Origin of the sequence: Citricoccus sp. (assembly GCF_035445025.1) — a bacterium.
GTDB lineage: Bacteria > Actinomycetota > Actinomycetes > Actinomycetales > Micrococcaceae > Citricoccus.
In genome coordinates, this window is record NZ_DAOMPX010000022.1 from 1 (window position 1) to 25,374 (window position 25,374).

Consider the following 25,374-nt stretch of genomic DNA (forward strand, 5'->3'; position numbering starts at 1 on the left):
GCGCCCACGCCCGAGGCCCGCATCATCTTGTGCAGGTGGCCCAGCAGCCCGAACCCGGTGACGTCGGTGGCGGCGCGCGCCCCGGAGGCCAGGGCCGCGTCCGCGGCGTCCCTGTTCAGGGCGGTCATGGACGCGATGGCCGCGGCGAAGACCTCACCGGTCTGCTTGTGCCGGTTGTTCAGCAGCCCGACCCCGATCGGCTTGGTCAGCGTGATCGGCAGTCCCGCCTCGGCGGCGTCGTTGCGCAGCAGCCGGTCCGGATGGGCCACACCGGTGACGGCCATCCCGTACTTGGGCTCCGGGTCGTCGATGGAGTGCCCGCCGATGACCGGGCAGCCGGCCTCGGTGGCCACGTCCAGCCCGCCGCGCAGCATCTCGGTCATCAGCTCCATCGGCAGCACGGACCGCGGCCAGCCCACCAGGTTCAGCGCGACGACGGGCGTGCCGCCCATCGCATAGATGTCCGAGAGGGCGTTCGCGGCCGCGATCCGGCCGAAGTCATAGGCGTCGTCCACCATCGGGGTGAAGAAGTCCGCCGTGGACAGCACGGCCAGGTCCTCCCGCAGCAGCACGGCCGCGGCGTCGTCACCGTCGTCCAGGCCGACGAGGACCTCCGCCGCGCCCGGCGTCTGCCGGCCGACCAGCCCCCGCACGGCGTCCTCCAGTTCACCCGGCGGGATCTTGCAGGCACACCCGCCACCACTGGCGTACCCGGTCAGCCGGACCGCGGCGGTCGTCGTCGGGCTCGTGCGGTCCTCGCCCCGGGCAGCGGTGGTGTCGGTGGTGTCGGTGGTGGGGGTCTCGGTCCTCGTGCCCGGCGCGGTGGTCTCCATGCGGCCACTGTAGCCACGCCCGGTGGTAGTTTCGACCATGGAGGCGTCCGGGTCCTGGTGGGCCCCCCGGTCTTCAAAACCGGTGAGGCCGGGCATCCCGGCCTGGCGGGTTCGATTCCCGTCCGCCTCCGCCAACCACGGTGCCTGCCCGCGCAGCGCACCCGCCCGCCTGCCCGAGGAGGACCGTGACCGAGCAGCGCCTCGCGCAGGACCCCCGCCGCCGGATCCCGCGCACCGATGACCTGCTGGCCCTGCCCGAGGTCGCGGCCGCCCGGTCCCGGCTCAGCGAGACGGTGCTGCGGGAGGCGGTGCGGCGGGCCCAGGAACGGGCCCGATCCGGCCAGATCGCCCCCGACGACGTCGCCCCCGCCCTGGTGGCCGACCTCGCCGCCCGCTCGGCCACCAGCCTGCGTCCGGTGCTCAATGCCACCGGGGTGGTGGTCCACACCAACCTGGGCCGGGCGCCGCTGTCCGAGGCGGCCGTCCAGGCACTGGTGACGGCCAGCGGCTACGTGGACGTGGAGCTGGACCTCGCCTCCGGGGTGCGGTCCCGGCGGGGCGCGGGAACGCGGGCGGCGCTGCTGGCAGCGCTGCCGGAGGCCGAGGACGCCCTGGTGGTCAACAACGGGGCCGCCGCGCTCGTGCTGGCCACCACCGCCCTGGGCTCGGGCCGCGAGGTCATCGTCAGCCGCGGGGAGTTCGTGGAGATCGGCGCCGGCTTCCGGCTGCCGGACCTGATCGCCTCCACGGGCGCGCGGCTGCGCGAGGTCGGCACCACCAACCGGACGCACCTCGCCGACTACGCCGACGCGGTCGGTCCGGACACCGGTTGCCTGCTCAAGGTCCACCCGTCCAACTTCCGCGTCAGCGGGTTCACCGCCGCCGTGCCGGTCGCAGGGCTCAGGGACCTGGCCCTCGAGCGGGGCGTGCCGCTCGTGGTGGACGTCGGTTCGGGGCTGCTGCGCCACGACCCGGCGCTGCCGCAGGAACCGGACCTGGCCTCGGCCCTCGCCGACGGCGCGGACGTCGTCATCGCCAGTGGGGACAAGCTGCTGGGCGGCCCGCAGGCCGGACTGCTGCTGGGCCGTGCGGAGGTCATCCAGCGCCTGGCCCGGCACCCGCTCGCCCGGGCCGTCCGCGCGGACAAGCTCACCCTGGCCGCCCTGGAGGCCACGCTCATCGGGGGTCCCGCTCCGGTCGCCCGGTCCCTGCACGCCGACCCGGGACGGCTGCGCGAACGGACCGAGACGCTGGCCCGGGACCTGGCCGGGGCGCGGGGTGGTGACGCCACGGTCGTCCCGCACGACGGTCGCGTCGGCGGCGGGGGAGCGTCCGGGGTCCCCCTGCCCGGCTGGGCCGTGCGGCTGCCCGAGGCGGTCGCCCCGCTGCTGCGCGCCGGGGATCCCGCGGTCCTGCCGCGCGTGCACGACGGCGCCTGTCTGGTGGACCTGCGCTGCGTCCCCGAGCCACGCGACGAGGCGCTCACCGCCGCGGTGCGCGCGGCCCTGGACGCGCTGAGCGGAGACTCCTGAGATGTACGTCGTGGCCACCGCCGGGCACGTCGACCACGGCAAGTCCACCCTCGTCCGTGCCCTGACCGGCATGGAACCGGACCGCTGGGCGGAGGAGAGGCGCCGCGGGCTGACCATCGACCTGGGCTTCGCCTGGACCGCACTGCCCTCCGGCCGCGAGGTCGCCTTCGTGGACGTCCCGGGCCACGAGAGGTTCCTGTCCAACATGCTCGCCGGGCTCGGACCGGCACCGGTGGCCTGCCTCGTGGTGGCCGCGGACGAGGGGTGGAAACCGCAGTCCGGGGACCACCGCGATGCCATCGCGGCCCTGGGGATCGAGCACGGCCTCATCGTCATCACGCGCGCCGACCTCGTCGCCCAGGACGGCCCGGACGCGGCGGCCGCACGGATCCACTCCGTGCTGGACCGGGTCCGCGCCGAGCTCGCGGGGACCGGGCTTGCCGGGGCACCCGCCGTCGTGGTGTCCGCGGCGACCGGTGCCGGACTCGAGGACCTGCGCCGGGCCCTCGACGACGTGCTGGCCGCCACCGGCGCCCCGGACGCCACCGGGCGGGTCCGGCTGTGGGTGGACCGGTCCTTCACGGTCAGGGGGGCCGGCGCCGTGGTCACCGGCACCCTGGCCGCCGGGACGCTGTCCACCGGTGACCGGCTGGAGCTGCTCGGCGCGGGAGCCCCGCGCGACGTCTCCGTCCGCGCGCTCCACAGCCGCAACGCCCCCCACGAGTCCATCGGCCCGGTCAACCGGGTCGCGGTGAACCTGCGCGGGGTGGACGCCGAGGCCGTTCACCGGGGGGACGCCCTGGTCACGCCCGGGGCCTGGCCCCTGGCCAGCGTCGTGGACGTCCGCCGGACCACCGGGGACAGCCTCGTCGAGGCCGCCGCGGAGCTGCTGGTGCACGTCGGCACCGCCACGGTCCCGGTCCACGTGCGTCCCTTCGACGACACCCACGCCCGGCTGACGCTCCAGCGGCGCCTGCCGCTGGTGCCCGGTGACCGGCTGGTGCTGCGCGATCCGGGGGCCCGGACGATCCTGGGAGGGGTGCGGGTGCTGGACGTGGACCCGCCGGAGCTCACCCGCCGGGGGGACGGCACGCGCCGCGCCGCGACCCTGGCGGCCATGCCCGACGGCGGTGATCCCCTCGGGGAGATCACCCGCCGGGGCGCGGTGCGGGCCGAGGACCTGGACCGGCTGGGGCTGACGGTGCCGGCGGACGCCGCGGGGGTCCGTCGGCTGGGGCAGTGGTGGGTCCACGAACCCGTCCTGACCGGCTGGTGCGAACGCGTGCGTGGCGCCGTGACCGGGCTGGCCGAACGGGACCCGCTGGCCCCTGGGGTGAGCCGTGGTGCCGCGCTGGACCTGCTGGCCGTGCCGGACCCGGTCCTGCTGGACGCAGTGGTGGCCGAGGCCGGGCTCGTGCACGAGGCCGGGTACCTCGTCCTGCCGGGTGCGCACCGGGGACTCGGCGCCGCCGAGCACGCCGTGGCCGCGGTCGAGGACCGCCTGGCACGGGACCCGTTCAGCGCCCCGGAGGGGGACGAGCTGACGGCCCTGCGGCTGGGGGCCCGCGAACTGGCCGCGGCGGAACGGCTCGGCCGCCTGCTGCGGCTGGACGGGTCCGTGGTGCTGCTGCCCACGGCGCCGGCCCTGGCGATGCGTGAACTGGCCCGGCTGGACCAGCCCTTCACCACCAGCCAGGCCCGCCGGGCCCTGGGCACCACCCGGCGGGTGGCGATCCCGTTGCTGGAGTTGCTCGACGCCCGTGGCTGGACCCGCCGGCTGGATGCCGGACACCGCGAGGTGGTGCGCTGACGCAGGCGCCGGCCCTCGACGACGGAGCACTCCGGCAGGCGGCCCCATGCAGGCCCGCCGATCCGCTCTTGTTGCAAATGATTCTCAGTAACGATTAGAGTCGTCGGCATGCACACCTCGTTCCCGCCTGCCGAGCGCCCCTCTCCCGCGACCGTCCCGTTCCGCACGACGGGCACCTCCCCCCACGCTCGACGCCCCCTGGGTGGGGCCGTCGCCCTGGGCGCCCTCGCACTGGTCGTCTCCGCCTGCGCACCGGGGCCGGGTGCCGGGACGGGGGGTTCCGCGGACACCGGCGGCACCGGTGCGTCCTCCCCCGCCGCATCGACCACCGAGGGGCCGGTCAACGCGGAGCAGCGCGCCTCCCGGACCGAGGTCGCCGCGATCGCCCCCCGGGTGGTGCTCAGCCATGAGGGGGGCCTGCTCACCGTTGACGCCGAGACCGGCGAGACGGTCCACGAGGAGGACCTGCCAGGGTTCCTGCGGTTGAACAACGCGGGGGACGGCCAGCACGTGATGGTCACGAAGGGGGATGCCTTCGAGGTCTACAACGCCGGCATCGACGCGCAGGGCCACGGCGACCACTTCCACTACTACACCTCGGATCCGGGCCTGAGCGGGATCCGCTTCGAGGCCCCGCATGCCGGGCACGTGGTGGTCCACCACGGGCTGACCACGCTGTTCGCCGACGGCGACGGCTCGGTCCAGACCTTCACGTCCGAGCACCTGAAGGAGGGCCAGCCCCGGACCGAGCAGGCCTTCACGGACGCCGCCCACCATGGCGTGGCCCTGGAGCTCACCGATGGCACCCTGCTGACCACCCAGGGCACCGAGGAGTCCCGTGACACCGTGCAGGTCAGGGACGGCGACGAGGTCGTCGCCGAGACCTCCGAATGCCCCGGCGTACACGGTGAGACCGCGGCCGCTCCGGACGAGAGCGGTGACGTGGTGGTGCTGGGCTGCGAGGACGGACCGGTCGTCTACCGCGGCGGAGCCTTCCACAAGGTGCCCGTCGACGGTGACTACGTGCGCAACGGCAACCTGGCCGGCTCTGAGCACTCCTCGATCGTCCTGGCCGATATGAAGACCGACGCCGAGGCCGAGCAGGAGCGCCCGACCGAGGTGGCCCTGATCGACTCCCTGGAGGACTCTCTGACCACCGTGGAGCTGGGCTCGTCTTACTGGTTCCGGTCCCTGGCCCGGGGTCCGGAGGGGGAGGCCCTGGTGCTGACCTATGACGGTGAGCTGACGGTCATCGACGAGCAGACCGGGACGATCACTGGCGAGATCCCGGTGATCGAGTCCTGGGAGGAGAAGGACGAATGGCAGCAGCCCGGCCCCATCCTCAAGACCGCCGGGTCGATGGCCTACGTCACCGACGCCGAACAGCAGAAGCTGGTGGTCGTGGACCTGGAGGCCGGTGAGGTCGTCCAGGAGGTCGACCTGCCGGTGAGCCCCGTGGAGATGGCCGTCGTCACCGGGCACCCCGAGGCCCCCGCGTCGATCACGGCAGGCGCCGCCGCTTCCGAGGGCGAGCAGCCCGACGCAGACCAGGACCACGGGGGGCACGGGCACTGACGGCCACCCCGGGTGCTACGGCAGGTCCTCGTCAGCCACCTCGAGGTGTTCCACCGTCCGGTCCCCGACGGGGGTCTCGGTCGTCACCACGATGGAGGCGGTCCGGCCCACCAGGGCGCAGTTCTCCGGTGCACCGGGCACCAAACCGACGATCGTGGCCACCCGGATGCCGGAGTCGTCCTCCTCGACGGCGGTGCGCGATCCGTAGCAGTCGGGCGTCCCGGTGGGAAAGTGGAAGCGCAGTTCCCGCTCCGAGACGACCTCGTAGTCCGTCCACTCCACGACCTTCTGGCCGGTCAGGTCGTCCCGGGGCTCGTCGTCCACGACGGCGTCCCCGGTGGTGTCCTGCGTGGGGGCCGAATGGGCGGTGGAACTGCCGCTCACCCCACTGCCACCGCTCTCGTCCCCGCCGCCCGGATCCTGACGGGCACACCCGGCCCCCGCAGCCGTCAGCAGGGCCACCCCGGCCAGGACGGCCACGAGGCGGTACCCGCCGCGGGAGATCGGTCTCACGGGGTCTCACCACTCCCGTCGTCCTCAGCGGCGGCGTACAGCTCCTCGACGCGTTCATCGAAGTAGGGGCCACTGATGTAGGCCGTGCTGTTCGAGGGACCGAACGACGTCACGCTGCGCACGTAGCCCCGGCCGGTCGAGTCGTCGTACTCGGTCAGCCACGGACCACCGGAGGAGCCCGGGCCGAAGTCGCAACCGCTGATCGAGGGGAACAGGAAGGTCTCGACCTGCTGGGTGACGGTCGTTCCCGTGCACGTCCACATCCGCTCGCCGGCGTCCAGGTTGACGGGGTAACCGAAGATGGACGCGTCGAACTCCCGGCTGCCGCCGGTCGCCAGGCCGTGGCCCCCCACGGCGTCGGCCACGGTCTCGCCGTTCTCGTTGTCCTGGGTGGTCACGAGGGCCACGTCGGAACTGAAGCCCCGGCCGCTCGCGCCATGGGTGATCCACTCGTCGAAGGCCCTGAACGATGCCGCGGCGAACGTCCCCTCGGTCCCGGGGCCGTGATCGTACCCGGGGGCGAACACCCAGTTCGCGTGCCAGGTCTCGCCCGGTCCGCCGTGCACGCAGTGTCCGGCCGTGATCACGAGACGCTTCGAGGCGCTGTTGACCGCGGACCCAGAGCAGACGTAATCCCGTCCGTCCTGCTGGTTGCGGAAGAAGACCTTGCCGTTGGTGGGGGAGTCACCGGCCTCCATGGGGGAGGACTCGGCGCTGGTCGGAGCCGGCGCCCCGGCCGGGTCGTCGGCGGGAGGAGCCGGCTCGGCGATGATGGTGGGCGGGTCGGACTCGTCCGCGGGGGAGGAGGGGGCCTCGTCCACGGCGTCGGCCGAGGCCCCCGCACCGGACTCCTGACCGGTGCCGTCGCCCTCCGGTCCGTCGGCCGGGATGGCCCTCTCCATGCGCTCGGCCGTCCAGTACTCCGTCACGGCCTCCACGTCGTCCACGGCGGTCCCCGGGTCCTGGGACCCCGCGGTGGGCGCGAGGCCCGTCAGGTCGTCCGTGACCGGCGCGGCGGTGACGGTCGTCGTCGTCGCCTCCCGGCCCGGCCGCCCGTCCGCGTCGGCGTACGCCGGCACCGGGGAGGTGACCAGGGCGGCTGCCGCCAGTGCTGCGGTGGGGAGGAACCACCATCTCCGTGGGTTCGCGTGGTCCATGGGTCCATCCCTCGGTCGGTCTGCGGATCCGGCCACACCTCGTCGAGGGGCAACCGGACAGCCGCGGTCTGGGGGTCACCAGAGCGTCGGTGGCTCACATGATTGGACGCGGCCCGGACAGAAGTCAAGGTTCCGGCGGTCCACGGTCCTCCGGGTCGGTGTGGGCCCGTGTGCCGACGGCACCTGCGTGGCGGGCGGGAGGGCCGGGGCGGGCGCGGGTGGCGGCCGGTGACGGGCGGTGACGGGCGGGGAACCGGCTGATACCGTCGCCGCCATGATCGGGTCTGCCGTGATCTGCGGGGCCGGCATCGCCGGGCTGTCCCTGGCCCACGAACTGGTGCGCCACGGCTGGGAGGCCACCCTGGTGGAGCGCGCGCCGGGACTCCGTGAGCAGGGATACATGATGGACTTCTTCGGACCGGGGTACGAGGCCGCGGAGCGGATGGGACTGCTGGGCCGGCTCCGGGACCTGAGCCACGACGTCGACGCCCTGGCCTATGTGGACGAGCGGGGACGGACCCGTGCCTCGGTGGGGTACGCCCGTCTGGCCCGCGCCCTGGACGACCGACTGCTGAGCATCATGCGGCCGGACCTGGAACGGGCACTGCGGGAGGCGATCGGTGACGCCGCGGAGTTCCGCTACCGGGACACCGTCCGGGAGGTCACGAACCGGGGCGACGGGGTGAGGGTGGCGTTCGCCGGCGGATCCGTCCGGGACGCCGGGCTGCTCGTCGGCGCCGACGGGATCCACTCCCACGTCCGCCGTCACCTGTGGGGTGCCGAGGAACAGTTCATCCGGTACCTGGGACTGCACACGGCGGCCTACACCTTCGACGACCGGCAGGTGCACGCCGCCCTGGCCGGCCGGTTCGTCATGACGGACACGGTCGACCGCACCCTCGGCCTGTACGGCCTGGACGGGGACCGCGTGGCGGCGTTCATGGCCCACACCAGTGATGACCCGGACCTGCCGGCGGACCGGCGGGCGGCGTTAAGGGACAGGTACGCCGGCCTGGGCTGGGTGGCCGACCGGACCCTGGACCGCTGTCCGTTGGGGGAGGAGGTCTACTACGACCAGGTCGCCCAGGTGGAGGTGCCCGACTGGCGGCGCGGGAACGTGGTCCTGCTCGGTGACGCCTGCCAGGCGGTCTCACTGCTCGCCGGGCAGGGGGCCTCGCTGGCCGTCGCCGGTGCCTGCGTCCTGGCCGACCACCTCGTCACCGCGCCCTCCGTCCCCGCCGCGCTGCGCGGGTACCAGGAGCAGTGGCGCCCCGTCGTCACCGCCGCCCAGCGGGCCGGCCGCCGGGGTGCCGAGTGGTTCCTGCCGCGATCCGAGGCCGCCCGTCGCCGGCGCCTGCTGATGCTGCACCTGATGGCCCTGCCGGGTGCCGGCCGGCTGCTCGCCCGGGGCGTCACGGGCCGGACGTCATCAGCACGGTGACCGGGGCCGTCGGGGTGACCCGGTTCAGTCCAGCGCGCGCACCGGTTCCGACCCGGCGAGCGACTCCAGGGCGGTGAGCCCCATGGCCAGTGCCCGGGCCTCGTCCGTGAACAGGTGGCCGAGCACGCGGGACGCGGCCAGGGCCAGTGCCGCCGGCCGCTCCAGGCCGAACCAGCCCATGATGGTGTCCAGTCCCGACGGGGTCACCCGCCAGGTCTTGTCCGCGTCCTTGACGATCGAGTCCTCGATGGACAGGGACTCCCTGCGGCTGTCGTGACCGTCGATGATCTCCAGGATGCGCCGGATGCGCTCACCGGGGTGACCCACCTCCGTCAGGATCTCACCGGCGATCCGGGCGCCCTCCCGTTCGTGCAGCAGCACCAGGTCCGGTCTCCCGCCACCGGGGGCGATCGCCTCCAGCACCTCGTCCTCCGGGACCCGGGACCAGCCGACGTCGTGCAGCAGGATGGCCGGGAGCACCACGTCGGCGTCCGCCTCCGGGTGGAACTCGAGCAGCGCGGCCGCGATCCCGAAGGCGTAGAGCGAATGCCGGTCGTTGCCGCGCACGCGCAGGTGGGGCGCGGCCAGGTCCCAGATCCGCCGCTGGGCCTCGTCGAGGTCGGGCAGTCCGCGCAGGCTGGCGCGGTCGGGCAGGAACGCCGAGACGTCGCGTCCCAGCTGGTTGGCGGCGGGGCGTGTCTGCGGGCTCATGACTGCCATGCTGGGCGAACGGACCGTCGTCGTCCAGCCCGGTGTCCCGCTGGACGGAAGGGCGCGGTCAGTCCCAGTCCAGGTCACCGAAGGAGGAGGGGAACCGCGGGCGTCGGCTGCGCAGGAATTCCCCGACGACGGCGGCCCCCAGGTCCTCCGGGTCCGGCGCCACCACGCGACCACCCACCCGGCGGGCCATGGCGGTGAGGAAACGCTCGAGCCCGGGATCGTCGCCCAGCCGGAAGAAGGTGATCTCCGCCCCGTTCCGGCCCACCCGGTCCAGTTCGGCCACCGTGGCGCGCAGGGTCTCCGGCTCGGGCGGGTAGGAGAACCAGGATTCCCCGTGGGCCATCAGGCGGGCGGTGGGCTCCCCGTCGGTCACCACGAGCAGCACGGGCTGCCGGGTGGGGTGCTTCCGGAAGAACGCACTGGCCAGCAACAGCCCGTGGTGCAGGTTGGTGCCCTGCTCCCGCAGCGGCGGCAGGGCCGTGAGCTCGTCGACGGTGACAGTCTGGGCGTAGCGGCCGAAGTTCACCAGTTGCAGCGCGTCCCCGCGGAACCGGGTGGAGACCAGGTGGTGCAGGGCCAGCGCGGTGCGCTTCATGGGGACCCAGCGGCCCTCGGCCGCCATGGAGAACGAGGTGTCCACCAGCAGCACCACGGCCGCCTGGGTGCGGTCCTCGGTCTCCTGGACCTCCACGTCCTGGACCTGGAGCCGCAGCCCTGACGCCGGATCCCGGCCCTCGGCGGCCGTTCGCCCGATCGCGTTGGTCACCGTGCGCGTGACGTCCCACGGCTCGGCGTCCCCGAACTGCCAGGGCCTGCTGGATCCGGTCAGTTCCCCGGCGGCCCCGGCATGGCGGGTGTCCCGCTGGCCCTGGCGGCCCGAGAGCCGGCCCGCGGCGTCCTTCAGCAGGGACTGCCCCAGCCGGCGCATGGCCCGCGGTGAGAGCCGCAGGTCCCCGTCGGTGCCTCGTCGCAGCAGGCCGGAGTCGCGCAGGGTCTTCTCCAGGGCGGCCAGTGTCCGGGCGGAGGCCGCGGCGTCATCACCCAGGTGGCGGTCGAGCGCGTCGACGTCGAGGTCGGACAGGGTCGAGCCCGCATAGGACTGGGAGAGCTGCTCGGCCAGTTCGTCGAGCTCGGCGAGGTCCTGGAGCACGCCGGTGCCGTCGCCCAGTCCCAGGCCCTGGTCCCCGTCGAAGGACTCCGAACCGGACCAGTCCTCACCGGGGCGCAGGCCCTGGAGGTTGGCGTCCAGCCGGCTGAGCTGGTCCATCAGCTCGGGGGAGCCGAAGGCCTGGGCGGACAGGGCCATGAGCTCCTCCCGCTGCTCGCGCGTCATGGACCGCAGCATGCGCTGGGCGGCGGCCGAGCGCTTGGCCAGGGCGTCGATCAGCTCGTCGATGTCCTGGGGGTCCTCCGGGAACTGGTCGCCGTGCCGGGCCATGAAGTCCTCGAAGTCCTGCGGGGTGTCCTCGCCGCGGGCGTGCTTGGCCAGCAGCTCGTTGAGGTCGCGCAGCATCTCGGTGATGGCGGCCCGGTCCTCGTCCGTGGCGTTCTGCAGGGCGTCCTTCATCCCGGCGAAGCGCGCCTCCAGCATCTCCCGGCCCAGCAGGTCCTTGATCTGCTCGTAGCGTTCACGGGCCGTGGAGGACTGCCAGTCGTAGGAGGACAGCTCGGTGACGGCGGCCGCGGTGGAGGGGGGAAGGTTCTGCAGCTGCATCTCCCGGAAGGACCGGTCCGTCTCCTCCATCCGGATGTCCCGGGCCAGTTGCTTGCGCTCCTCGAGCACCGCCTCGTCCAGCAGGCGCCGCACCTCCTGGAGCGTGCCGTCCAGGCGGTGCCGGCCGAGCAGGTCCTTGCGGCGCTGGGCCACCCGGCCGGCCAGGTCGTCCAGTCCGGTCATCGTCCGGGACCCCCGGCGCAGGTACTCGCGCAGGGCCCGTTCGGGGGAGTATCCGGCCATGACGTCCTCGGCCACGGCGTCCAGGGCCTCGGACAGGTCGACCGGGGGCGCGAGCGGATCGGGGCCGCCGGCATAGCGGCCGTAGCGTGATGACCTGCCGTGGCGCATGGTGTCTCCTCAGCCGTAGACGGTCTGCCCGTCCCCGGACTCCTTGGACAGCTCCCGGGCCAGGAACAACCCCTCCAGGGCGAGCTCGATGGCCCCGGCGCGGTGGCCCGGGCTGGACGCGCCGTTGGCCCCGGCCCGGGCCGCGATCTCGTCGTACAGTCCCGGGTCCTCCAGTTCCGGCAGCTCGGCGAGGAACTCCCCGGCGGTGACCCGCTCCCCGGTGGTGATGGTGCGGTGCCCGTCGAAGGCGTCCACGAGCGGGGCCAGGTCCAGCCCCGCGAAGTGCTCGCGCACCGCCTGCGCGGTGGCGGTGCGCAGCAGGTGCTCCAGGATCTCGTCCTCGCGGCCCTCCTCACCGGACTCGAACTCGATCTTGCCGCCGAGCACGTCGACCGCGGCCTCGATGTCCACCAGCCGGGCGACCGCCTCGTCGGCGCCGGCCGGGCCGTCCTCGCCCCGACCGCCGGTGCCGCCGCGCACCGTGGCCCGGTGGCGGGCCGCCGCCGCGATCGTCTCGGCCCCGGCGATCGCGAACCGGGCCGAGACGCCCGAGGACTGGTTGACCGCCGAGGAGGAGCGCAGGGCGCGGGTGAACCGGGCCAGGATCTCCAGCAGCACGTCCGGGACCTCGGCCGTGAGGTGGGCCTCCTGCCGGATGACGGCGATCTCATCGGACAGCTCGAGCGGGTAGTGGGTGCGGATCTCCGCCCCGAAGCGGTCCTTGAGCGGGGTGATGATACGGCCTCGGTTGGTGTAGTCCTCCGGGTTGGCCGAGGCCACCACCAGGACGTCCAGCGGCAGGCGCAGCACGTAACCGCGGACCTGGATGTCCCGCTCCTCCATGACGTTCAGCAGCGCCACCTGGATCCGCTCGGCCAGGTCCGGCAGCTCGTTCAGGGCCACGATCCCGCGGTTGGCGCGGGGCACCAGTCCGTAGTGGATGGTCTCCGGGTCGCCCAGGCGCCGGCCCTCCGCCACCCGCATCGGGTCCACGTCCCCGATGAGGTCGGCCACCGAGGTGTCCGGGGTGGATAGCTTCTCCACGTACCGCTCGGAGCGGTGCCGCCAGGCCACGGGGAGCCGGTCCCCGTCAGTGGCGGCGCGCGTGATCGACTCGGCCGTGATCGGTGCGTAGGGGTGCTCGTTGAGCTCGGAGCCGGCGATCACGGGCGACCACTCGTCCAGCAGCCCGCTCAGGGTGCGCAGCAACCGGGTCTTGCCCTGCCCGCGCTCGCCGAGCAGGACGACGTCGTGCCCGGCGATCAACGCACGCTCCAGCTGCGGGATGACGGTGGTCCCGAAGCCGTGCAGTCCGGGCCAGGGGTCCACTCCCGCGGCCAGGGCGGCCAGCAGGTTCTCGCGAATCTCCTCGCGCAGGGTCCGCATGCGGTGCCCGGAGGCGCGCAGCTCGGCCAGGGTGCTGATCTCGGGACGGGTGCTCACGGTCCTCACGCTAGTCCCGCGCCCCGGACGCGTCGAGGGGTGTCCCGGGACCCGGGCGCGTCCTAGGCTGGCCGTGATGGACCAGGACAGCCAGACCCCCCAGCCCCCCACCCTGCTGTTGCTGGTGCGGCACGGACAGACGCCCACCACCGGACAGGTGCTGCCGGGCCGTGCCCCGGGACTGCACCTGTCCGAGGCCGGCCGGGACCAGGCCGACCGGGTGGCCGGGCGACTGGCCGCACTGCCGGTCACCGCGGTGTACTCCTCGCCCCTGGAACGCACCCTGCAGACCGCGGGCCCGACGGCGGAGCGCACCGGGGTGCCGGTCCTCACCGAGGCGGGGCTCATCGAGGGGGAGTTCGGCGACTGGACCGGCCGGTCGCTGGCCGAGCTGGCACGGCTGCCGGAGTGGCACACCGTCCAGCACGAACCGGAGGCGTTCCGCTTCCCGAACGGGGAGAGCTTCGTGGAGATCCGGGACCGGATGGCCCACACCCTGACGCGGTTGCGGCGGGCCCATGCGGGCGGGACGGTCGTGTGCTTCTCCCACGCGGACCCCATCCGGGTGGCCGTGTCCGACGCCCTGGGCACGCCGCTGAACCGCTTCCAGCGCCTGAGCGTGGGCCCCTGCTCGGTCTCGGCCATCGCCTACCGGGACGGTGAGGACCCGGTGGTGCTGACCGTGAACTCCACGCAGGACTCGCTGGCCGAGCTCCGGGCGTCCTAGGTCCCCGCCGTGTCCGCCGACGTGTCCCCCGATCCCGCGGGTGCACCGCGCGTCCCGGACGTGGACCTGCTGCGGCGCGGGGAGATCGAGCTGCTGGGCCGGATGGTGAACAGCAGCAACGAGACCTTCCTCGCCGAACTCACCCTCGGGGAGGTGCAGCACTGGGCGATCTACAAGCCGGAGCTCGGTGAACGGCCGCTGCGGGACTTCCCGCCCGGGCTGCACCGCCGGGAGAGCGCCGCCTTCCTGCTCAGCGAGGCGCTCGGCTGGGGTCTCGTGCCACCCACGGTCGTGCGCGAGGAGGCCCCCTTCGGCGTCGGGTCGCTGCAGCTGTTCATCGAGCACGACCCGGACCGGCACTATTTCGTCCTGCTGGACGGCGCCGCCGATGCGGTGGCGCTCGCGGGACCGGCCGGCCCCGAGGACCCCCTCGCCGTGGTCGACCAGTTGCGCCGGCTGGCCCTGTTCGACCTCGTGGCCAACAACGCGGACCGCAAGGCCGGGCACGTGCTCGCCGGGACGGACGGGCGCCTGTGGGGGATCGACCACGGGCTGTGCTTCGCCGCCCCGTACAAGCTGCGCACGGTGATGTGGGACTTCGCCGGTGAGGAGATCGACCCCGGTCTGGTGGCCGACGTCGCCCCGCTCGCCGAGGAGGTGCCCGGGGAATTGGCGGACCTGCTCCACTGGCGTGAGGCCGATGCCCTGCAGGCGCGGGTCCGTCAGCTGCTCACCGCACCGCGGTTCCCGCAGGACCCCAGCGGGATGCGCTTCCCCTGGCCGCTCATCTGATCAGAGCCTGACCTCCACGTCCGCGTCCTTCTTCAGCTCCTCCATGCGCTGCATGATGGCCTCGTTCTGCTTCTGTGAGGTGACCTGCTGCTCGAGCTGCGGCTTGGCCTCCTCGAAGGACGGGGTCTTGGCGGAGGGGCTGGCCCCGCCCTCGCCCTCCTGACCGCCGTCCTGACCGCCGCCCTGCTGCTGGGAGGCCACGGCCTGGTCGTAGAGGGCCTTCAGTTCCTTCTCGGTGGGCTTCGGGACGTCGATCTCCTGGATGGCGGCCGTCATGAGCACCTGCTTCCGGGCATCGGAACGGACCTGGTCCTCGGCGAAGCCCCGTTCCTTGTAGGCCGCCATGAGCTCGTCGACGGAGCCGAGCTGCTGGGACTTCGCGGTCTCCTCCAGCAGGGCGTCGACGTCCTCGTCCGTGGCCTCGTGCCCGCTGGCCTGGGCGTCCTGGACCAGCAGCTCGCTGCCCACCATGGAGTCCAGGGTCTGCTTCTTCAACGCGTCCTGGTCGAGTTCCTGGCCGGACATCTGCGCCTGCAGGGCCATCTGCTGGAACTGGGACTCGTAGACACCCGAGAAGTCCTTCCCGGAGATCTCCTCGCCGTTGACGGTGGCGACGACGTCCGGGATCCCCTTCAGGTCGGGCTCCGGCATGGCCTCCTGACCGTTCTCGGGCGCGGCCTGGCTCGCGCTGGCCGCCTCGGTGGAGGCCGTGCCGGCGGTGGTGGGTTCGGCATCCGCGCTGCCGCAGGCCCCGAGGGCGAGGAGCGAGCCGACGAGTGCGACGCTGGTGAGCAGTTTCCTCCGCATGAGGATGACCGTCCTTTCTGGAGATGGCCCGGGCACCGTAGCAAGCCACGCTGGGCGTCGCGGTCAGGAAGCGGTCAGCACGCGCACAGACTCGGACGACGCTGCCGGGCCGGCAGGGGGTTGACGCCGAGGAGGCCACGTCCTAACGTACAACCATCCGGTTGTATATCTGACCGGGACACACCAGGAGGCCACGGTGGTCGATGACACGTCACTGACGCTGAGCGACGACGAGGTGGACCGGATCTTCCGGGCCCTCGCGGATGCGACGCGGAGGGACATCGTCCGGCGGACCCTCACGGAGGAGATCACCGTCTCCGCCCTTGCCGCCGCGTACGAGATGTCGTTCGCGGCCGTCCAGAAGCACGTCTCCGTCCTCGAATCGGCGGGACTCGTGCACAAGAACCGACACGGCCGCGAACGCCTCGTCCGCGGCAACCCCGACACCCTGCGCAAGGCCCAGCTCCTGCTGGATCAGTACGAGGAGCTCTGGCGCCGGCGGATCGACCGCCTGGACGCGCTGCTGGCCGGTGACCCGGCCGGCGGACCGCCCGCGGACCCGGCGGCCCCCGCCTGACCCCGGCCTCGCCCCGACTGGAAGGCACCGACATGCCTGTCATCGACGTCACCAAGGACCCCCGTACCCTGACCATGACCATCGTGGCCGAGTTCCCCGTCCCCGTCCGCCGGCTCTGGGACGCCTACGCGGACCCGCGCCAGCTGGAGCGGTTCTGGGGCCCGGTCGACTGGCCGGCCACCTTCACCCGGCACGACCTCTACCCCGGCGGGGAGTCGCACTACCTGATGACCGGCCCGGACGGGCAGCAGGCCGGCGGGTACTTCGAGTACCTCGCGGTGGACCCCGGCCGCTCCTTCGAGGTGCTGGACGGCTTCCGCGCCGAGGACGGGTCGAAGGACCGGCAGATGCCGACCATGCGCATGGTCTTCACCTTCGAGGAGACGGACGCCGGCTCCCGGGTGACCACCACCACCCACTTCGACTCGTCCGAGCAGCTCGAGCAGCTGCTGGGAATGGGCATGGAGGAGGGCACCCTGTCCGCCATGGGCCAGATGGACGCCGTCCTGGCCGACCGGCAGTCCTTCGCCGCGGGACAACCGGTGCGCACCCAGCTGATCGGGGAGGACCGGGCACGGCTCAGCCGGATCGTCCACGGCACCAAGGACCAGGTCTGGCGGGCCCACCACGACCCGGAGCTGCTCACGCGGTGGCAACTGGGTCCTGACGGCTGGTCCATGCCGGTCTGCGAGGTCGGCACCGCCGTCGGGGACACCTATCGGTACGAGTGGGAACAGGAGGGAGGGGGGAACCGGTTCGGCTTCACGGGCGAGGTCCTGGAGATCGAGGCCCCGCACCGCGTGGTCACCACGGAGTCGATGACCGGCCAGGACGGCCCGCCGGTGGTCAACGAACTCACCCTCACCGAGGTCGAGGGCGGCACCCTGCTGTCCCTGCTCATGACCTTCCCCGAGGGTGCGCGCGAGACCGTCCTGGGCACCGGCATGGCCGACGGCATGGAGGCCAGTTACGCCCGCCTCGAGTCGGAGGTCCTCGCCGCCGCCTGAGCTCACCTAGGCTCAAGCTGTGGCTGACATCCAGACGAGTTCCCTGCACACCACCGCCATCGGCGACCACGGTGACCGCGTGGTCTTCCTGCACGGCCTGTTCGGGCGCGGCAAGAACTTCACCCGGATCGCCAAGGACCTGGCGCCGGACTACCGGAGCCTGCTGGTGGACCTGCCCAACCACGGGCAGTCCGACTGGACGGACACGGTGGACTACCGGCAGATGGCGGACTCCCTGGCCCGGTCCCTGCGCGAGGGCTTCGCCGCGCAGGGACCGGTCGCCGTAGTCGGGCATTCGATGGGTGGCAAGGTGGCGATGGTGCTGGCACTGCGCCACCCGGACCTGGTCTCCCGGCTGGTCGTGGTGGACATCGCCCCCACCCAGGCCGGGGGCGCCGAGGGCGAGTTCGCCCACCTGCTGGACAGCCTGGCCGCCGTGGACCTGTCCGCGCTCCAGCGGCGGTCGGACGCGGACGAGGCCCTCAAGGAGCCCATCCCGTGGGACACCACCCGGTTGTTCCTGCTCCAGAACCTGCGCAGCGGACGGGAGGGCTTCCACTGGGAGCCGAACCTGGAGCTGCTGCGGTCCAGCCTGGACGCGATCGGCGGCTTCCCGGACACCGGGGACGCGGTCTACGATAGGCCGGTGCTCTGGGTGGCCGGCGGCCGGTCGGACTACGTCCGGGACGAGTACGCCCCCATCATGCGCGGGTTGTTCCCCAGGACCCACCGGGTGACCATCCGCGAGGCCGGCCACTGGGTGCACTCGCAGGAGCCGGAGAAGTTCGTCGAGGTGCTGCGCGGGTTCCTCCAGCACACCGGGGCCTGATTCCGGCTCGCCGACGGCGGCGGGAGAGACCCATGGGGCAGGGCATCGAGGACTACGGGGTCATCGGGGACCTGCACACCATGGCCCTGGTCGGCCGGGACGGGTCGATCGACTGGCTCTGCCTGCCGCGGTTCGACTCCGGCGCCTGCTTCGCCCGGTTGCTCGGGGACGCCGAGGCCGGCTTCTGGCAGATCGCCCCGGCGGACGCCCGGCCGTGCACCCGGCGCCGTTACCGGGGACAGACGCTCGTGCTGGAGACCGAGTGGGAGACCCCGGAGGGAACGGTCCGCGTGGTGGACGCCATGCCGCCCCGTGAGGGCGAGGCCACCGACCTGGTCCGGGTGGTCGAGGGGGTCCGCGGGCGGGTGCCGATGCGCATGGAGCTGCGACTGCGGTTCGACTACGGGCACATCGTGCCGTGGGTGCGCCGTCACGGGGAGCGGCTCTCCGCGATCGCCGGCCCCGACGCCGTCTGGCTGGACACCCCCGTGGCGCTGCACGGTGAGCACCTGGCGACCGTGGCCGAGTTCGAGGTCGCCGCCGGGCAGAGCGTGCCCTTCGTCCTGACCTATCACCCCTCACACCACAGCCCTCCTGCGCCCAGTGACGCAGCCGGGGACCTGTCCTGCACCGAGCGGTTCTGGACGGACTGGGTGGGCCGGGCGGAGTACACGGGGGAGTGGACGGAGGCTGTCACGCGCTCGCTGGTGCTGCTCAAGGCCCTCACCTATGCCCCCACCGGGGGGATCGTGGCGGCGGCGACCACCTCCCTGCCCGAACGGCTCGGCGGGACCCGGAACTGGGACTACCGCTACTGCTGGCTGCGGGACGCGACCTTCACGCTGCAGGCACTGCTCGGCACCGGTTACGTCCAGGAGGCCGGGGCCTGGCGGGACTGGCTGCTGCGGGCGGTGGCCGGGGACCCGGCCGACCTGCAGATCATGTACGGCATCGACGGCTCCCGGCGGCTGACCGAGCTGGAGCTGGACTGGCTCTCCGGGTACGGGGGATCGCGCCCCGTACGGATCGGCAACGCGGCGGTGGCCCAACTCCAGCTCGACGTGTGGGGGGAGGTGCTGGACGGGTTGCACGTGGTCCGATCCTCGGGGCTGTCACCCGTCGCCGAGGCCTGGGACCTGCAGCAGGCGCTGGTGGAGCACCTCGAGGGCCGATGGCGGGAACCGGACAACTCCCTGTGGGAGGTGCGCGGACCACGCCGGCACTTCGTGCACTCCAAGGTCATGGCCTGGGCGGGCCTGGACCGGGCGGTGCGCGGTGTGGACCGGTTCGGCCTGTGCGGTCCGGTCGAGCGGTGGCGGGCCCTGTGCCAGGAGATCCACGACGAGGTCTGCGACCGCGGGTACGACCCGGTGCGGGGCACCTTCACCCAGTCCTACGGCTCCGCCGGGCTGGACGCGGCCCTGCTGCTGATCCCGAGGGTGGGGTTCCTGCCGTGGAACGACGCGCGCGTGGCCGGGACGGTCGACGCGGTCCAGCGCGAGCTGGTCGAGGAGGGGCTCCTGCTGCGCTACCGGTCCGGGGCCGACGTGGACGGGCTTCCCGGGGTGGAGGGGGCGTTCCTGGCGTGCAGCTTCTGGCTGGCCGATGCGCTGCACGGGATCGGCCGGACCGACCAGGCGCGGAAGCTCTTCGAGCGTCTGCTGGGACTGCGCAACGACCTCGGGATCCTCGCCGAGGAGTACGACCCCCTCTCCGGCCGCCACCTCGGCAACACCCCGCAGGCCTTCAGCCACGTCGGACTCGTCAACACCGCCCGGCACCTCTCCGTCCCCCTCACCGACCACTGACGCCGCCGGCCTCCCCGGTGAGGCGCTCACGCCGCAGGCCGCTGCACCCCGTGCCCGGGGTCCCGGCAGGGGCGGCTTAACGTGTCCGTGCCCGGTCCTACGGTGGTCTCGTCCAACGGAAAGAGCACTCACCCACCCGAGGTCGTCATGACCACCCCTACGACCACCCCGACCCCCCTGCTGACCGCCGACTACCGCACCGCCGAGGCGTTCACCAGCTGCGGGGCCAGCTATGACACGCTGGCCGCCGTGGCCACCCGCCTGGCGATCCTGGCCGTCGAGGACACCCTGAACGACCCCAGCGAGGAACGCACCACCGAGCGCATCACCCTCGTCGAGCACCTCATGCGGTTCGCCAACGCCCACGGGTCCACGCGGCCGGCCGCGGCCGTCCGGCAGGCCATGGCCAGCATGCTGTACGCCATCGGGCAGCCGGGCACGCCGGTGCTGTCCATCCTGGAGGAACTGCACATCGCCACCTCGCACACCCAGTGAGGCCGGCGGGACGGAATAGCCGCCGCGGATCCATGGTTGCGCCCGGTATGCGAGCTATGACGTATTCCCGGTACGGAGACAACAGTGTCCTCGAGATGACCGACCTGCCCCGGCCCAAGGTGGGCCCCGGTCAGGTCCTGATCCGGATCAGGCGGTCCTCGGTCAACCCGGTGGACTGGAAGGTGATGTCCGGCGGCCTGGACGCGATGATGGACGCCCATTTCCCGGTGGTGCCCGGCTGGGACGTGGCGGGCGTCGTCGAGGAGGTGGGGCCCGACACCCCGGAGTTCAGCCCGGGCCAGCGGGTCGCGGCCTACGCCCGCAAGATGGTCGTCTCCGGCGGCACCTTCGCCGAGTACGTGACCGTCCCGGCCGAGTTCGCCGCCCTCATCCCCGAGGCCGTGACGGACGACGTGGCCGGGGCGCTGCCCCTCACCGGGTTGACCGCGCGCCGTTCCCTCGACGCGCTGGCCCCCACGGCCGATGACACCGTGCTGATCCACGCGGCCTCCGGCGGGGTCGGGTACCTGGCCTGCCAACTGGCGGTGGCCACCGGTGCCCGTGTGCTCGGCACCGCCTCCGAGGCCAACTTCCCGAAGCTGGAGGCCCTGGGCGTGGTCCCGGTCAGGTACGGCGAGGAGCTCCTTGAGCGCGTGCGTGAACTGGCCCCGGACGGCGTCCAGGCGGTCGCCGACTTCTCCGGCGCCGAGGGGGTCCTGGAGACGACCCTGGCGGTGCTGCGCGACGGCGGCCGGCACGTGTCCATCGCCGACCCGGCCGTGGAGGACCACGGCGGGCGCTGGCTGTGGGTGCGCCCCGACGGCGATGGCCTCGCGGACCTGCTGGCGCGGGTGGAGCGGGCAGAGCTGACCCTGGACATCGACCGGGTGCTGCCCCTGGCCGAGGTCGCGGAGGGCTTCCGACTCAGCCAGTCCGGCGAGGCCCGGGGCAAGATCGTGATCGACGTCGAGCGCTGAGCCGCCGGCCGGCGCCCGCGAGAGCGCGGGGCCGGCCGGCGGTCGCGGTCACCGGTTCAGAGCTGGACGGTGGGGTTGTCACCGGGCCGGGCCGGCTGCCCGGTGACCTTGCCCCGCACCATCTCGAACGCCGTGGCCGCCAGCCCGGGGGAGTCCCAGTACTCGGCGGTGTCCGGCTCGACCCTCAGGAGCACGACCTGCGGGTCCTCCGGTGAGGCGTCGCCGTAGAACGACTCGGTCGCCTTGCTCCAGTACTCCTTCTGGCGCTCGACGTCCCGCACCACCGTGGCCGTGCCGGACACGGAGGCCCAGAAGCCCTTCTCCGCCACGGTCACGTTCACGGCCTGGCCGCCGGTCGTGTCCGCGATCTTGGGGCTCGTCAGCCGGGTCAGGAACCACAGGGCATGGTCCTCGTCGACCTCCTGCAGGGCCATGGGGCGGCTGTGGATGCGCCCCTCGTGCGTGGTGGTCAGCATGCAGACGCTGGTGTCCGCCAGCTTCTCCAGCAGGGTCTTGACGGGATCCTTCGTGCTCATGGGCTCTCCTTCGGTTGCGGTGTCCCTGCAGTCCAGCAGACGGACACGGGGCTTGAACAGTGGCACGCCCGTGCCGGGACCGGATGACCGGCGCGCCCGCGCCACCGGTACCGTCCCCGCAGGCCTGCGGCTAGCGTGGGTCCATGAGCCAGCACGCCGAGCAGCGCCCCTCCTCCTCGTCCGACCCCTCCGACCAGGACCTCCCCGACTCGCCCCTCGGCCTGTCCCTGCCGGACGGCGCCGGCCGCAGGGTGCTCGTCACCGGTGCCACCGGCTACGTGGGAGGGCGACTGGTCCCGGAACTGCTCGCCGCCGGGTTCACCGTGCGGGCCACGGCCCGGCACCTGGACGACCTGGCCTCGCGGGACTGGTTCGACGCCGTCGAACGGGCCGAGGCGGACCTGCAGGAACCCGATCAGGTCCGCGAGGCCATGCGGGACGTGCACACCGTGCTGTACCTCGTCCACTCCATGGGCAGGGGCGATGACTTCATCGACCGTGAACGGCTCATCGCCGAGACGGTGGCACAGGCCGCGGCCGACGCCGGCGTCCAGCAGGTCGTCTTCCTCGGCGGCCTGCACCCGGACAAGCCCCTGGAGGACCTCTCCGACCACATGCGCTCGCGAGAGCAGGTCTCCCGGATCCTGCTGGCGGGCACCGTCCCGGCCCTGGTGTTCGAGGCCGGGGTCATCATCGGTTCCGGGTCCGTGTCCTTCGAGATGATCCGGCACCTCACGGAGCGGCTGCCGGTGATGCCCGGCCCGAAGTGGCTGGACAACCGGATCGAGCCGATCGCCATCCGGGACGTGCTCTACTACCTCGCCCACGCCTGCGCCCTGAGCGCGCCGGTCAATCGCGCCTTCGACATCGGCTGCGGGACGAGCCAGCCGTTCAAGACGATGATGTCCGACTACGCGGAGGTGGCCGGGCTGTCCAAGCGCACCATCTTCGCCACGCGGCTGCCTGCGCCGCGGCTCTCCGGGTTCTGGATCGGCATGGTCACCCCCATCCCGCGGGGGATCGCGATGCCCCTGGCAGCGTCCATGGCCGAGGACGCGGTCACCGAGGAGCACGACATCGCGGCCCTGATCCCGGACCCGCCCGGCGGTCTCACGCCCTACCGCGAGGCCTGCCGGCGCGCCATCGCCCGCCAGCTCGCCGGGGACGTCCCGGCCACGTGGGACGACGACGTCCTGGCCGTGCGGGACCCCGCCGAACCACTGCCCTCCGATCCGGAGTGGGCCGGCCACACGGTGTTCACCGATGTCCGCCAGCGCGACGGTGAGGCCTCACCCCACGCGGTCTGGCGCGCCATCGAGGCGATCGGGGGGACCACCGGGTGGTACTCGACGCCGGTGCTGTGGCGGATCCGCGGGGTGATGGACCAGGTGCTGGGCGGCTACGGGATGGCCCGCGGCCGGCGTGACCCGGGCCAGCTGAAGGTGAACGACCACGTGGACTGGTGGCGCGTCGAGGCGATCGAGCCGGGCCGGCTGCTGACGCTGCGGGCCGAGATGAAGACGGGTGGACGGGCCTGGCTGCAGCTGGGCGTCGAGGCGCGGGAGGGCGGTGGGTCGAGGTACCGCCAGCGCGCCGTGTTCATCCCGCAGGGGATCCTGGGACGGCTCTACTGGCGGGCCATCCTGCCGTTCCACGCGCTCGTCTTCCCGGCCATGGCGAGGAACATCCTGGCCGCCGCCCAGGAGATGGACGATCAGAGCATGACCCCGCGGTCCAAGGCGGTCGAGGTGGCCGCGTAGGCCAGCTCGGCCCGCTCCACGGTGTGCTCGAGGGAGACCATGGACTTCAGTCCGCGCACGTTCGGGCGGCCACCGGTGGGCAGGACGTGGACGGTGACGCCGTCCGGGACGTGTTCCAGTGCGTGCGTGAAGCTGTGGCGGCGGGAGATGGCCAGGGAGACCCGCAGGGTGTCGAGCATCGACGTCGGGACGGTGAGCTCCCGGTCCAGCTGGCCCGCCTGCAGCACGTAGATGGTGGTGGCGCCGCGGCGCACCGCCTGGCCCAGCGGCACCGAGGCGACCAGGCCGCCGTCGAGGTAGTGCTCGCCGGCGATCTGCGTGGGAGGCAGGAGGCCGGGCACCGTGGAGGAGGCGACGACGGCCGGCACCAGCAGGCCGGAGTCGAACGCCTGCTCGCAGGCGCGTTCGATCGAGGTGGCGACCGTGATGAAGGGCAGCTCGAGGTGCTCGATCCGGGCGTCGTGGGGAAAGTGCATGCTGACCAGGTCCCAGAGCGGCTGCGCGGAGAGGGTGTGGGTCCGGCCCCGCAGCACCCGTCCGGCCTGGCTGAGCCAGGACTGTCCGTAGATGGCGCGCGCCTCGTCCGTCTGCCACATCTCGAGGAGTTCGTGCGCCACGTCGGGGTGGGGGTTGCGGGCGACAACGGCACCGTTGAGGGCTCCGACCGAGGTCCCCACGATCATGTCCGGGGTGATGTCCCGCTCCAGCAGGGCGCGCAACTGCCCCACGTGCACGGCGCCGCGCACGCCACCGCCGGCCAGCACGAAGGCCGTCACCGGTCTGTTGTTCTCCACGCCGTCATGGTAGACCGCCCACACGAGGTGACGTCACCGCTGGTGGCTGGACGGCGTCCGCGGGGTGAACGGCTCGTGCCGGGCCGACCGGGCGGTCCGTGGGCAGGGTCCGCCCTGCCGGGTCAGCCCGCGGGGTTCAACTGTTCCGCGGCGGCCCGGCGGTGCTCCTCGACGCCGGTGTCGAGGGCGAAGATGCCGTAGGCGACGGGGCTGGCGGCGATCAATTCGGCACAGTGCGCGGCCAGCCGTGGCCACACCCGGCCACCGCGTTCCGTGTAGCGCTGGAGCGTCACCGCGAAGGCCTCCGGTGGGGCCGAGGCGTGATGGAAGGCGAAGTCCCGGGCGGGGTCGTCCACGGCCGCCGTCGTCCAGTCCAGGACCGCCGTGATGCGCTCGTCCACCACGAGCGTGTGCGCGGGGTAGACCTCCCCGTGGGTGAGGACCGACCACTGCGGCCAGTAGCTGTCCTCGTCCAGCCAGGCTCCCCACCGGTCCCGGAGGTCCGGTGCCACCTCGAACGCGGCGAGGACCCGGTCGATGTCCGTCCGCCACGCCTGGCGCACCTCGGCCGGACCCCGGGTCCGCACCCCGGCGCCGGCGGCCTCGTCCGGGTCGATGCCGTGCAGTTCGGCCAGGAAGTCCCCGAGGGACCGGGCGTAGCGCAGCGAGGCCGTGTCCAGGTGCCAGACCGGGGTGCCGTCGTCGTCGAGGGTGAGCCCGGGCTCGCCGCGCAGCAGCGGATAGGCGATCAGGTCCGGTGTGCTGATCCGCCAGTCCGGGACGGCCGGGGTCAGGTGAGGGGCCACCAGGCGCAGGGTCACGGCCTCGTCCCGGGCCCGGGCGGTGGCGTCCGGGCGGCGGGGGATCCGCAGCACCCAGTCCTGGCCGGCGGTGTCCCGGGCGATCGCCACGCGGAAGTCCAGGCCCATCTCGTTGACCCGGATCGGGCCGTCGTCGAGCAACAGTCCGGCCGAGGCCGCCAGGGCACGGATCGCGGTCCCGGTCATCGCCGAGGGGTCGTCGGTGGCCATCGGCCCAGTCTAGGATCACACCCGTCTCTCGTGCTGAGCAGGATCGGAGATGCGCCGCCGGGCGGGCGGCGGGGAAGCTGGAGCCACCCATTCAGAGGGCTGACGCGGCGGTCCACCCAGAACCGGCCCGGCCCCGACCGGCACC

23 protein-coding genes and 1 tRNA gene are annotated in these 25,374 nt (G+C 73.0%); 14 read left to right on the forward strand and 10 right to left on the reverse strand.

Going from position 1 to position 25,374, the window contains the following annotated elements:
• A partial coding sequence (gene selD / locus PLJ28_RS08810) for a selenide, water dikinase SelD (RefSeq protein WP_324590041.1) occupies window positions 1-833 on the reverse strand: 833 nt, incomplete at its 3' end.
• A 39-nt stretch (window positions 834-872) separates the two neighbouring features.
• On the opposite strand from selD, the gene PLJ28_RS08815 reads away from it, so the two are divergent.
• The 4 genes from PLJ28_RS08815 (at window position 873) to PLJ28_RS08830 (ending at window position 5,750) form a co-directional block, all read left to right on the forward strand.
• Window positions 873-967 (forward strand) — tRNA-Sec (locus tag PLJ28_RS08815).
• Between the two features lie 51 nt (window positions 968-1,018).
• A complete protein-coding gene (gene selA / locus PLJ28_RS08820) occupies window positions 1,019-2,365 on the forward strand; it encodes an L-seryl-tRNA(Sec) selenium transferase (protein ID WP_298045496.1) in 1,347 nt (448 codons plus the stop codon).
• Window position 2,366: 1 nt separating this feature from the next.
• On the forward strand, window positions 2,367-4,175 hold the full coding sequence (gene selB, locus PLJ28_RS08825; protein WP_298045497.1) for a selenocysteine-specific translation elongation factor: 1,809 nt from the start codon (window positions 2,367-2,369) through the stop codon (window positions 4,173-4,175).
• Window positions 4,176-4,283: 108 nt separating this feature from the next.
• On the forward strand, window positions 4,284-5,750 hold the full coding sequence (locus PLJ28_RS08830; RefSeq protein ID WP_298045499.1) for a hypothetical protein: 1,467 nt from the start codon (window positions 4,284-4,286) through the stop codon (window positions 5,748-5,750).
• Window positions 5,751-5,765: 15 nt separating this feature from the next.
• Here PLJ28_RS08830 and PLJ28_RS08835 read toward each other — a convergent pair whose 3' ends face one another.
• The gene (locus PLJ28_RS08835) at window positions 5,766-6,263 is read right to left on the reverse strand and encodes a hypothetical protein (RefSeq protein ID WP_298045501.1); all 498 of its coding nucleotides are present in this window, start codon (window positions 6,261-6,263) and stop codon (window positions 5,766-5,768) included.
• Complete coding sequence (locus tag PLJ28_RS08840; protein WP_298045502.1) at window positions 6,260-7,420, reverse strand: trypsin-like serine peptidase; 1,161 nt, start codon at window positions 7,418-7,420, stop codon at window positions 6,260-6,262. The genes PLJ28_RS08835 and PLJ28_RS08840 overlap by 4 nt, the downstream gene beginning before the upstream one ends.
• Window positions 7,421-7,694: 274 nt before the next feature.
• Between PLJ28_RS08840 and PLJ28_RS08845 the strand changes: the two genes are divergently transcribed.
• On the forward strand, window positions 7,695-8,861 hold the full coding sequence (locus PLJ28_RS08845; RefSeq protein ID WP_298045504.1) for an FAD-dependent oxidoreductase: 1,167 nt from the start codon (window positions 7,695-7,697) through the stop codon (window positions 8,859-8,861).
• Between the two features lie 24 nt (window positions 8,862-8,885).
• Here the strand turns inward: PLJ28_RS08845 and PLJ28_RS08850 are convergent, their stop codons facing one another.
• From PLJ28_RS08850 to PLJ28_RS08860, 3 genes are all read right to left on the reverse strand, one after another.
• Window positions 8,886-9,572, reverse strand: coding sequence for an HD domain-containing protein (locus tag PLJ28_RS08850; protein WP_298045506.1), 687 nt, complete (start codon window positions 9,570-9,572; stop codon window positions 8,886-8,888).
• 67 nt (window positions 9,573-9,639) lie between these two features.
• The gene (locus PLJ28_RS08855; RefSeq protein ID WP_298045508.1) at window positions 9,640-11,646 is read right to left on the reverse strand and encodes a vWA domain-containing protein; all 2,007 of its coding nucleotides are present in this window, start codon (window positions 11,644-11,646) and stop codon (window positions 9,640-9,642) included.
• A gap of 9 nt (window positions 11,647-11,655) precedes the next feature.
• On the reverse strand, window positions 11,656-13,089 hold the full coding sequence (locus PLJ28_RS08860; protein ID WP_183527186.1) for a sigma 54-interacting transcriptional regulator: 1,434 nt from the start codon (window positions 13,087-13,089) through the stop codon (window positions 11,656-11,658).
• A 76-nt stretch (window positions 13,090-13,165) separates the two neighbouring features.
• Between PLJ28_RS08860 and PLJ28_RS08865 the strand changes: the two genes are divergently transcribed.
• Both PLJ28_RS08865 and PLJ28_RS08870 read left to right on the forward strand, forming a co-directional pair.
• Window positions 13,166-13,816, forward strand: coding sequence for a histidine phosphatase family protein (locus tag PLJ28_RS08865; protein WP_298045509.1), 651 nt, complete (start codon window positions 13,166-13,168; stop codon window positions 13,814-13,816).
• Window positions 13,817-13,825: 9 nt separating this feature from the next.
• Entirely contained in the window at window positions 13,826-14,608 is a 783-nt protein-coding gene (locus PLJ28_RS08870) for an SCO1664 family protein (RefSeq protein ID WP_183527180.1), read from the forward strand.
• On the opposite strand, the gene PLJ28_RS08875 is transcribed toward PLJ28_RS08870, so the two are convergent.
• Entirely contained in the window at window positions 14,609-15,415 is an 807-nt protein-coding gene (locus PLJ28_RS08875) for a SurA N-terminal domain-containing protein (protein WP_298045512.1), read from the reverse strand. It lies immediately after the preceding gene.
• A gap of 196 nt (window positions 15,416-15,611) precedes the next feature.
• On the opposite strand from PLJ28_RS08875, the gene PLJ28_RS08880 reads away from it, so the two are divergent.
• The 6 genes from PLJ28_RS08880 to PLJ28_RS08905 all read left to right on the forward strand — a co-directional run bounded on the left by PLJ28_RS08880 (window position 15,612) and on the right by PLJ28_RS08905 (window position 21,108).
• Window positions 15,612-15,992, forward strand: coding sequence for an ArsR/SmtB family transcription factor (locus PLJ28_RS08880; RefSeq protein ID WP_298045514.1), 381 nt, complete (start codon window positions 15,612-15,614; stop codon window positions 15,990-15,992).
• A gap of 32 nt (window positions 15,993-16,024) precedes the next feature.
• Entirely contained in the window at window positions 16,025-16,999 is a 975-nt protein-coding gene (locus PLJ28_RS08885; RefSeq protein ID WP_298045515.1) for an SRPBCC family protein, read from the forward strand.
• A 19-nt stretch (window positions 17,000-17,018) separates the two neighbouring features.
• Entirely contained in the window at window positions 17,019-17,828 is an 810-nt protein-coding gene (locus PLJ28_RS08890; RefSeq protein WP_298045517.1) for an alpha/beta fold hydrolase, read from the forward strand.
• A 32-nt stretch (window positions 17,829-17,860) separates the two neighbouring features.
• On the forward strand, window positions 17,861-19,636 hold the full coding sequence (locus PLJ28_RS08895; RefSeq protein ID WP_298045519.1) for a glycoside hydrolase family 15 protein: 1,776 nt from the start codon (window positions 17,861-17,863) through the stop codon (window positions 19,634-19,636).
• A gap of 147 nt (window positions 19,637-19,783) precedes the next feature.
• A complete protein-coding gene (locus PLJ28_RS08900) occupies window positions 19,784-20,131 on the forward strand; it encodes a hypothetical protein (protein ID WP_183527149.1) in 348 nt (115 codons plus the stop codon).
• 47 nt (window positions 20,132-20,178) lie between these two features.
• Window positions 20,179-21,108 carry an NADP-dependent oxidoreductase gene (locus tag PLJ28_RS08905; protein WP_298045521.1) on the forward strand — a complete coding sequence of 310 codons (930 nt, stop codon included), beginning with the start codon at window positions 20,179-20,181 and terminating at the stop codon, window positions 21,106-21,108.
• A gap of 56 nt (window positions 21,109-21,164) precedes the next feature.
• Here PLJ28_RS08905 and PLJ28_RS08910 read toward each other — a convergent pair whose 3' ends face one another.
• The gene (locus tag PLJ28_RS08910) at window positions 21,165-21,644 is read right to left on the reverse strand and encodes a pyridoxamine 5'-phosphate oxidase family protein (RefSeq protein WP_183527143.1); all 480 of its coding nucleotides are present in this window, start codon (window positions 21,642-21,644) and stop codon (window positions 21,165-21,167) included.
• 143 nt (window positions 21,645-21,787) lie between these two features.
• Between PLJ28_RS08910 and PLJ28_RS08915 the strand changes: the two genes are divergently transcribed.
• Window positions 21,788-23,404, forward strand: coding sequence for an SDR family oxidoreductase (locus PLJ28_RS08915; protein ID WP_298045522.1), 1,617 nt, complete (start codon window positions 21,788-21,790; stop codon window positions 23,402-23,404).
• Here the strand turns inward: PLJ28_RS08915 and PLJ28_RS08920 are convergent.
• The gene (locus PLJ28_RS08920) at window positions 23,359-24,198 is read right to left on the reverse strand and encodes a patatin-like phospholipase family protein (RefSeq protein WP_298045523.1); all 840 of its coding nucleotides are present in this window, start codon (window positions 24,196-24,198) and stop codon (window positions 23,359-23,361) included. The two genes, PLJ28_RS08915 and PLJ28_RS08920, sit on opposite strands and share 46 nt — an antisense overlap.
• Window positions 24,199-24,320: 122 nt before the next feature.
• Complete coding sequence (locus PLJ28_RS08925; RefSeq protein WP_298045524.1) at window positions 24,321-25,229, reverse strand: macrolide 2'-phosphotransferase; 909 nt, start codon at window positions 25,227-25,229, stop codon at window positions 24,321-24,323.
• Window positions 25,230-25,374: the final 145 nt, after the last annotated feature.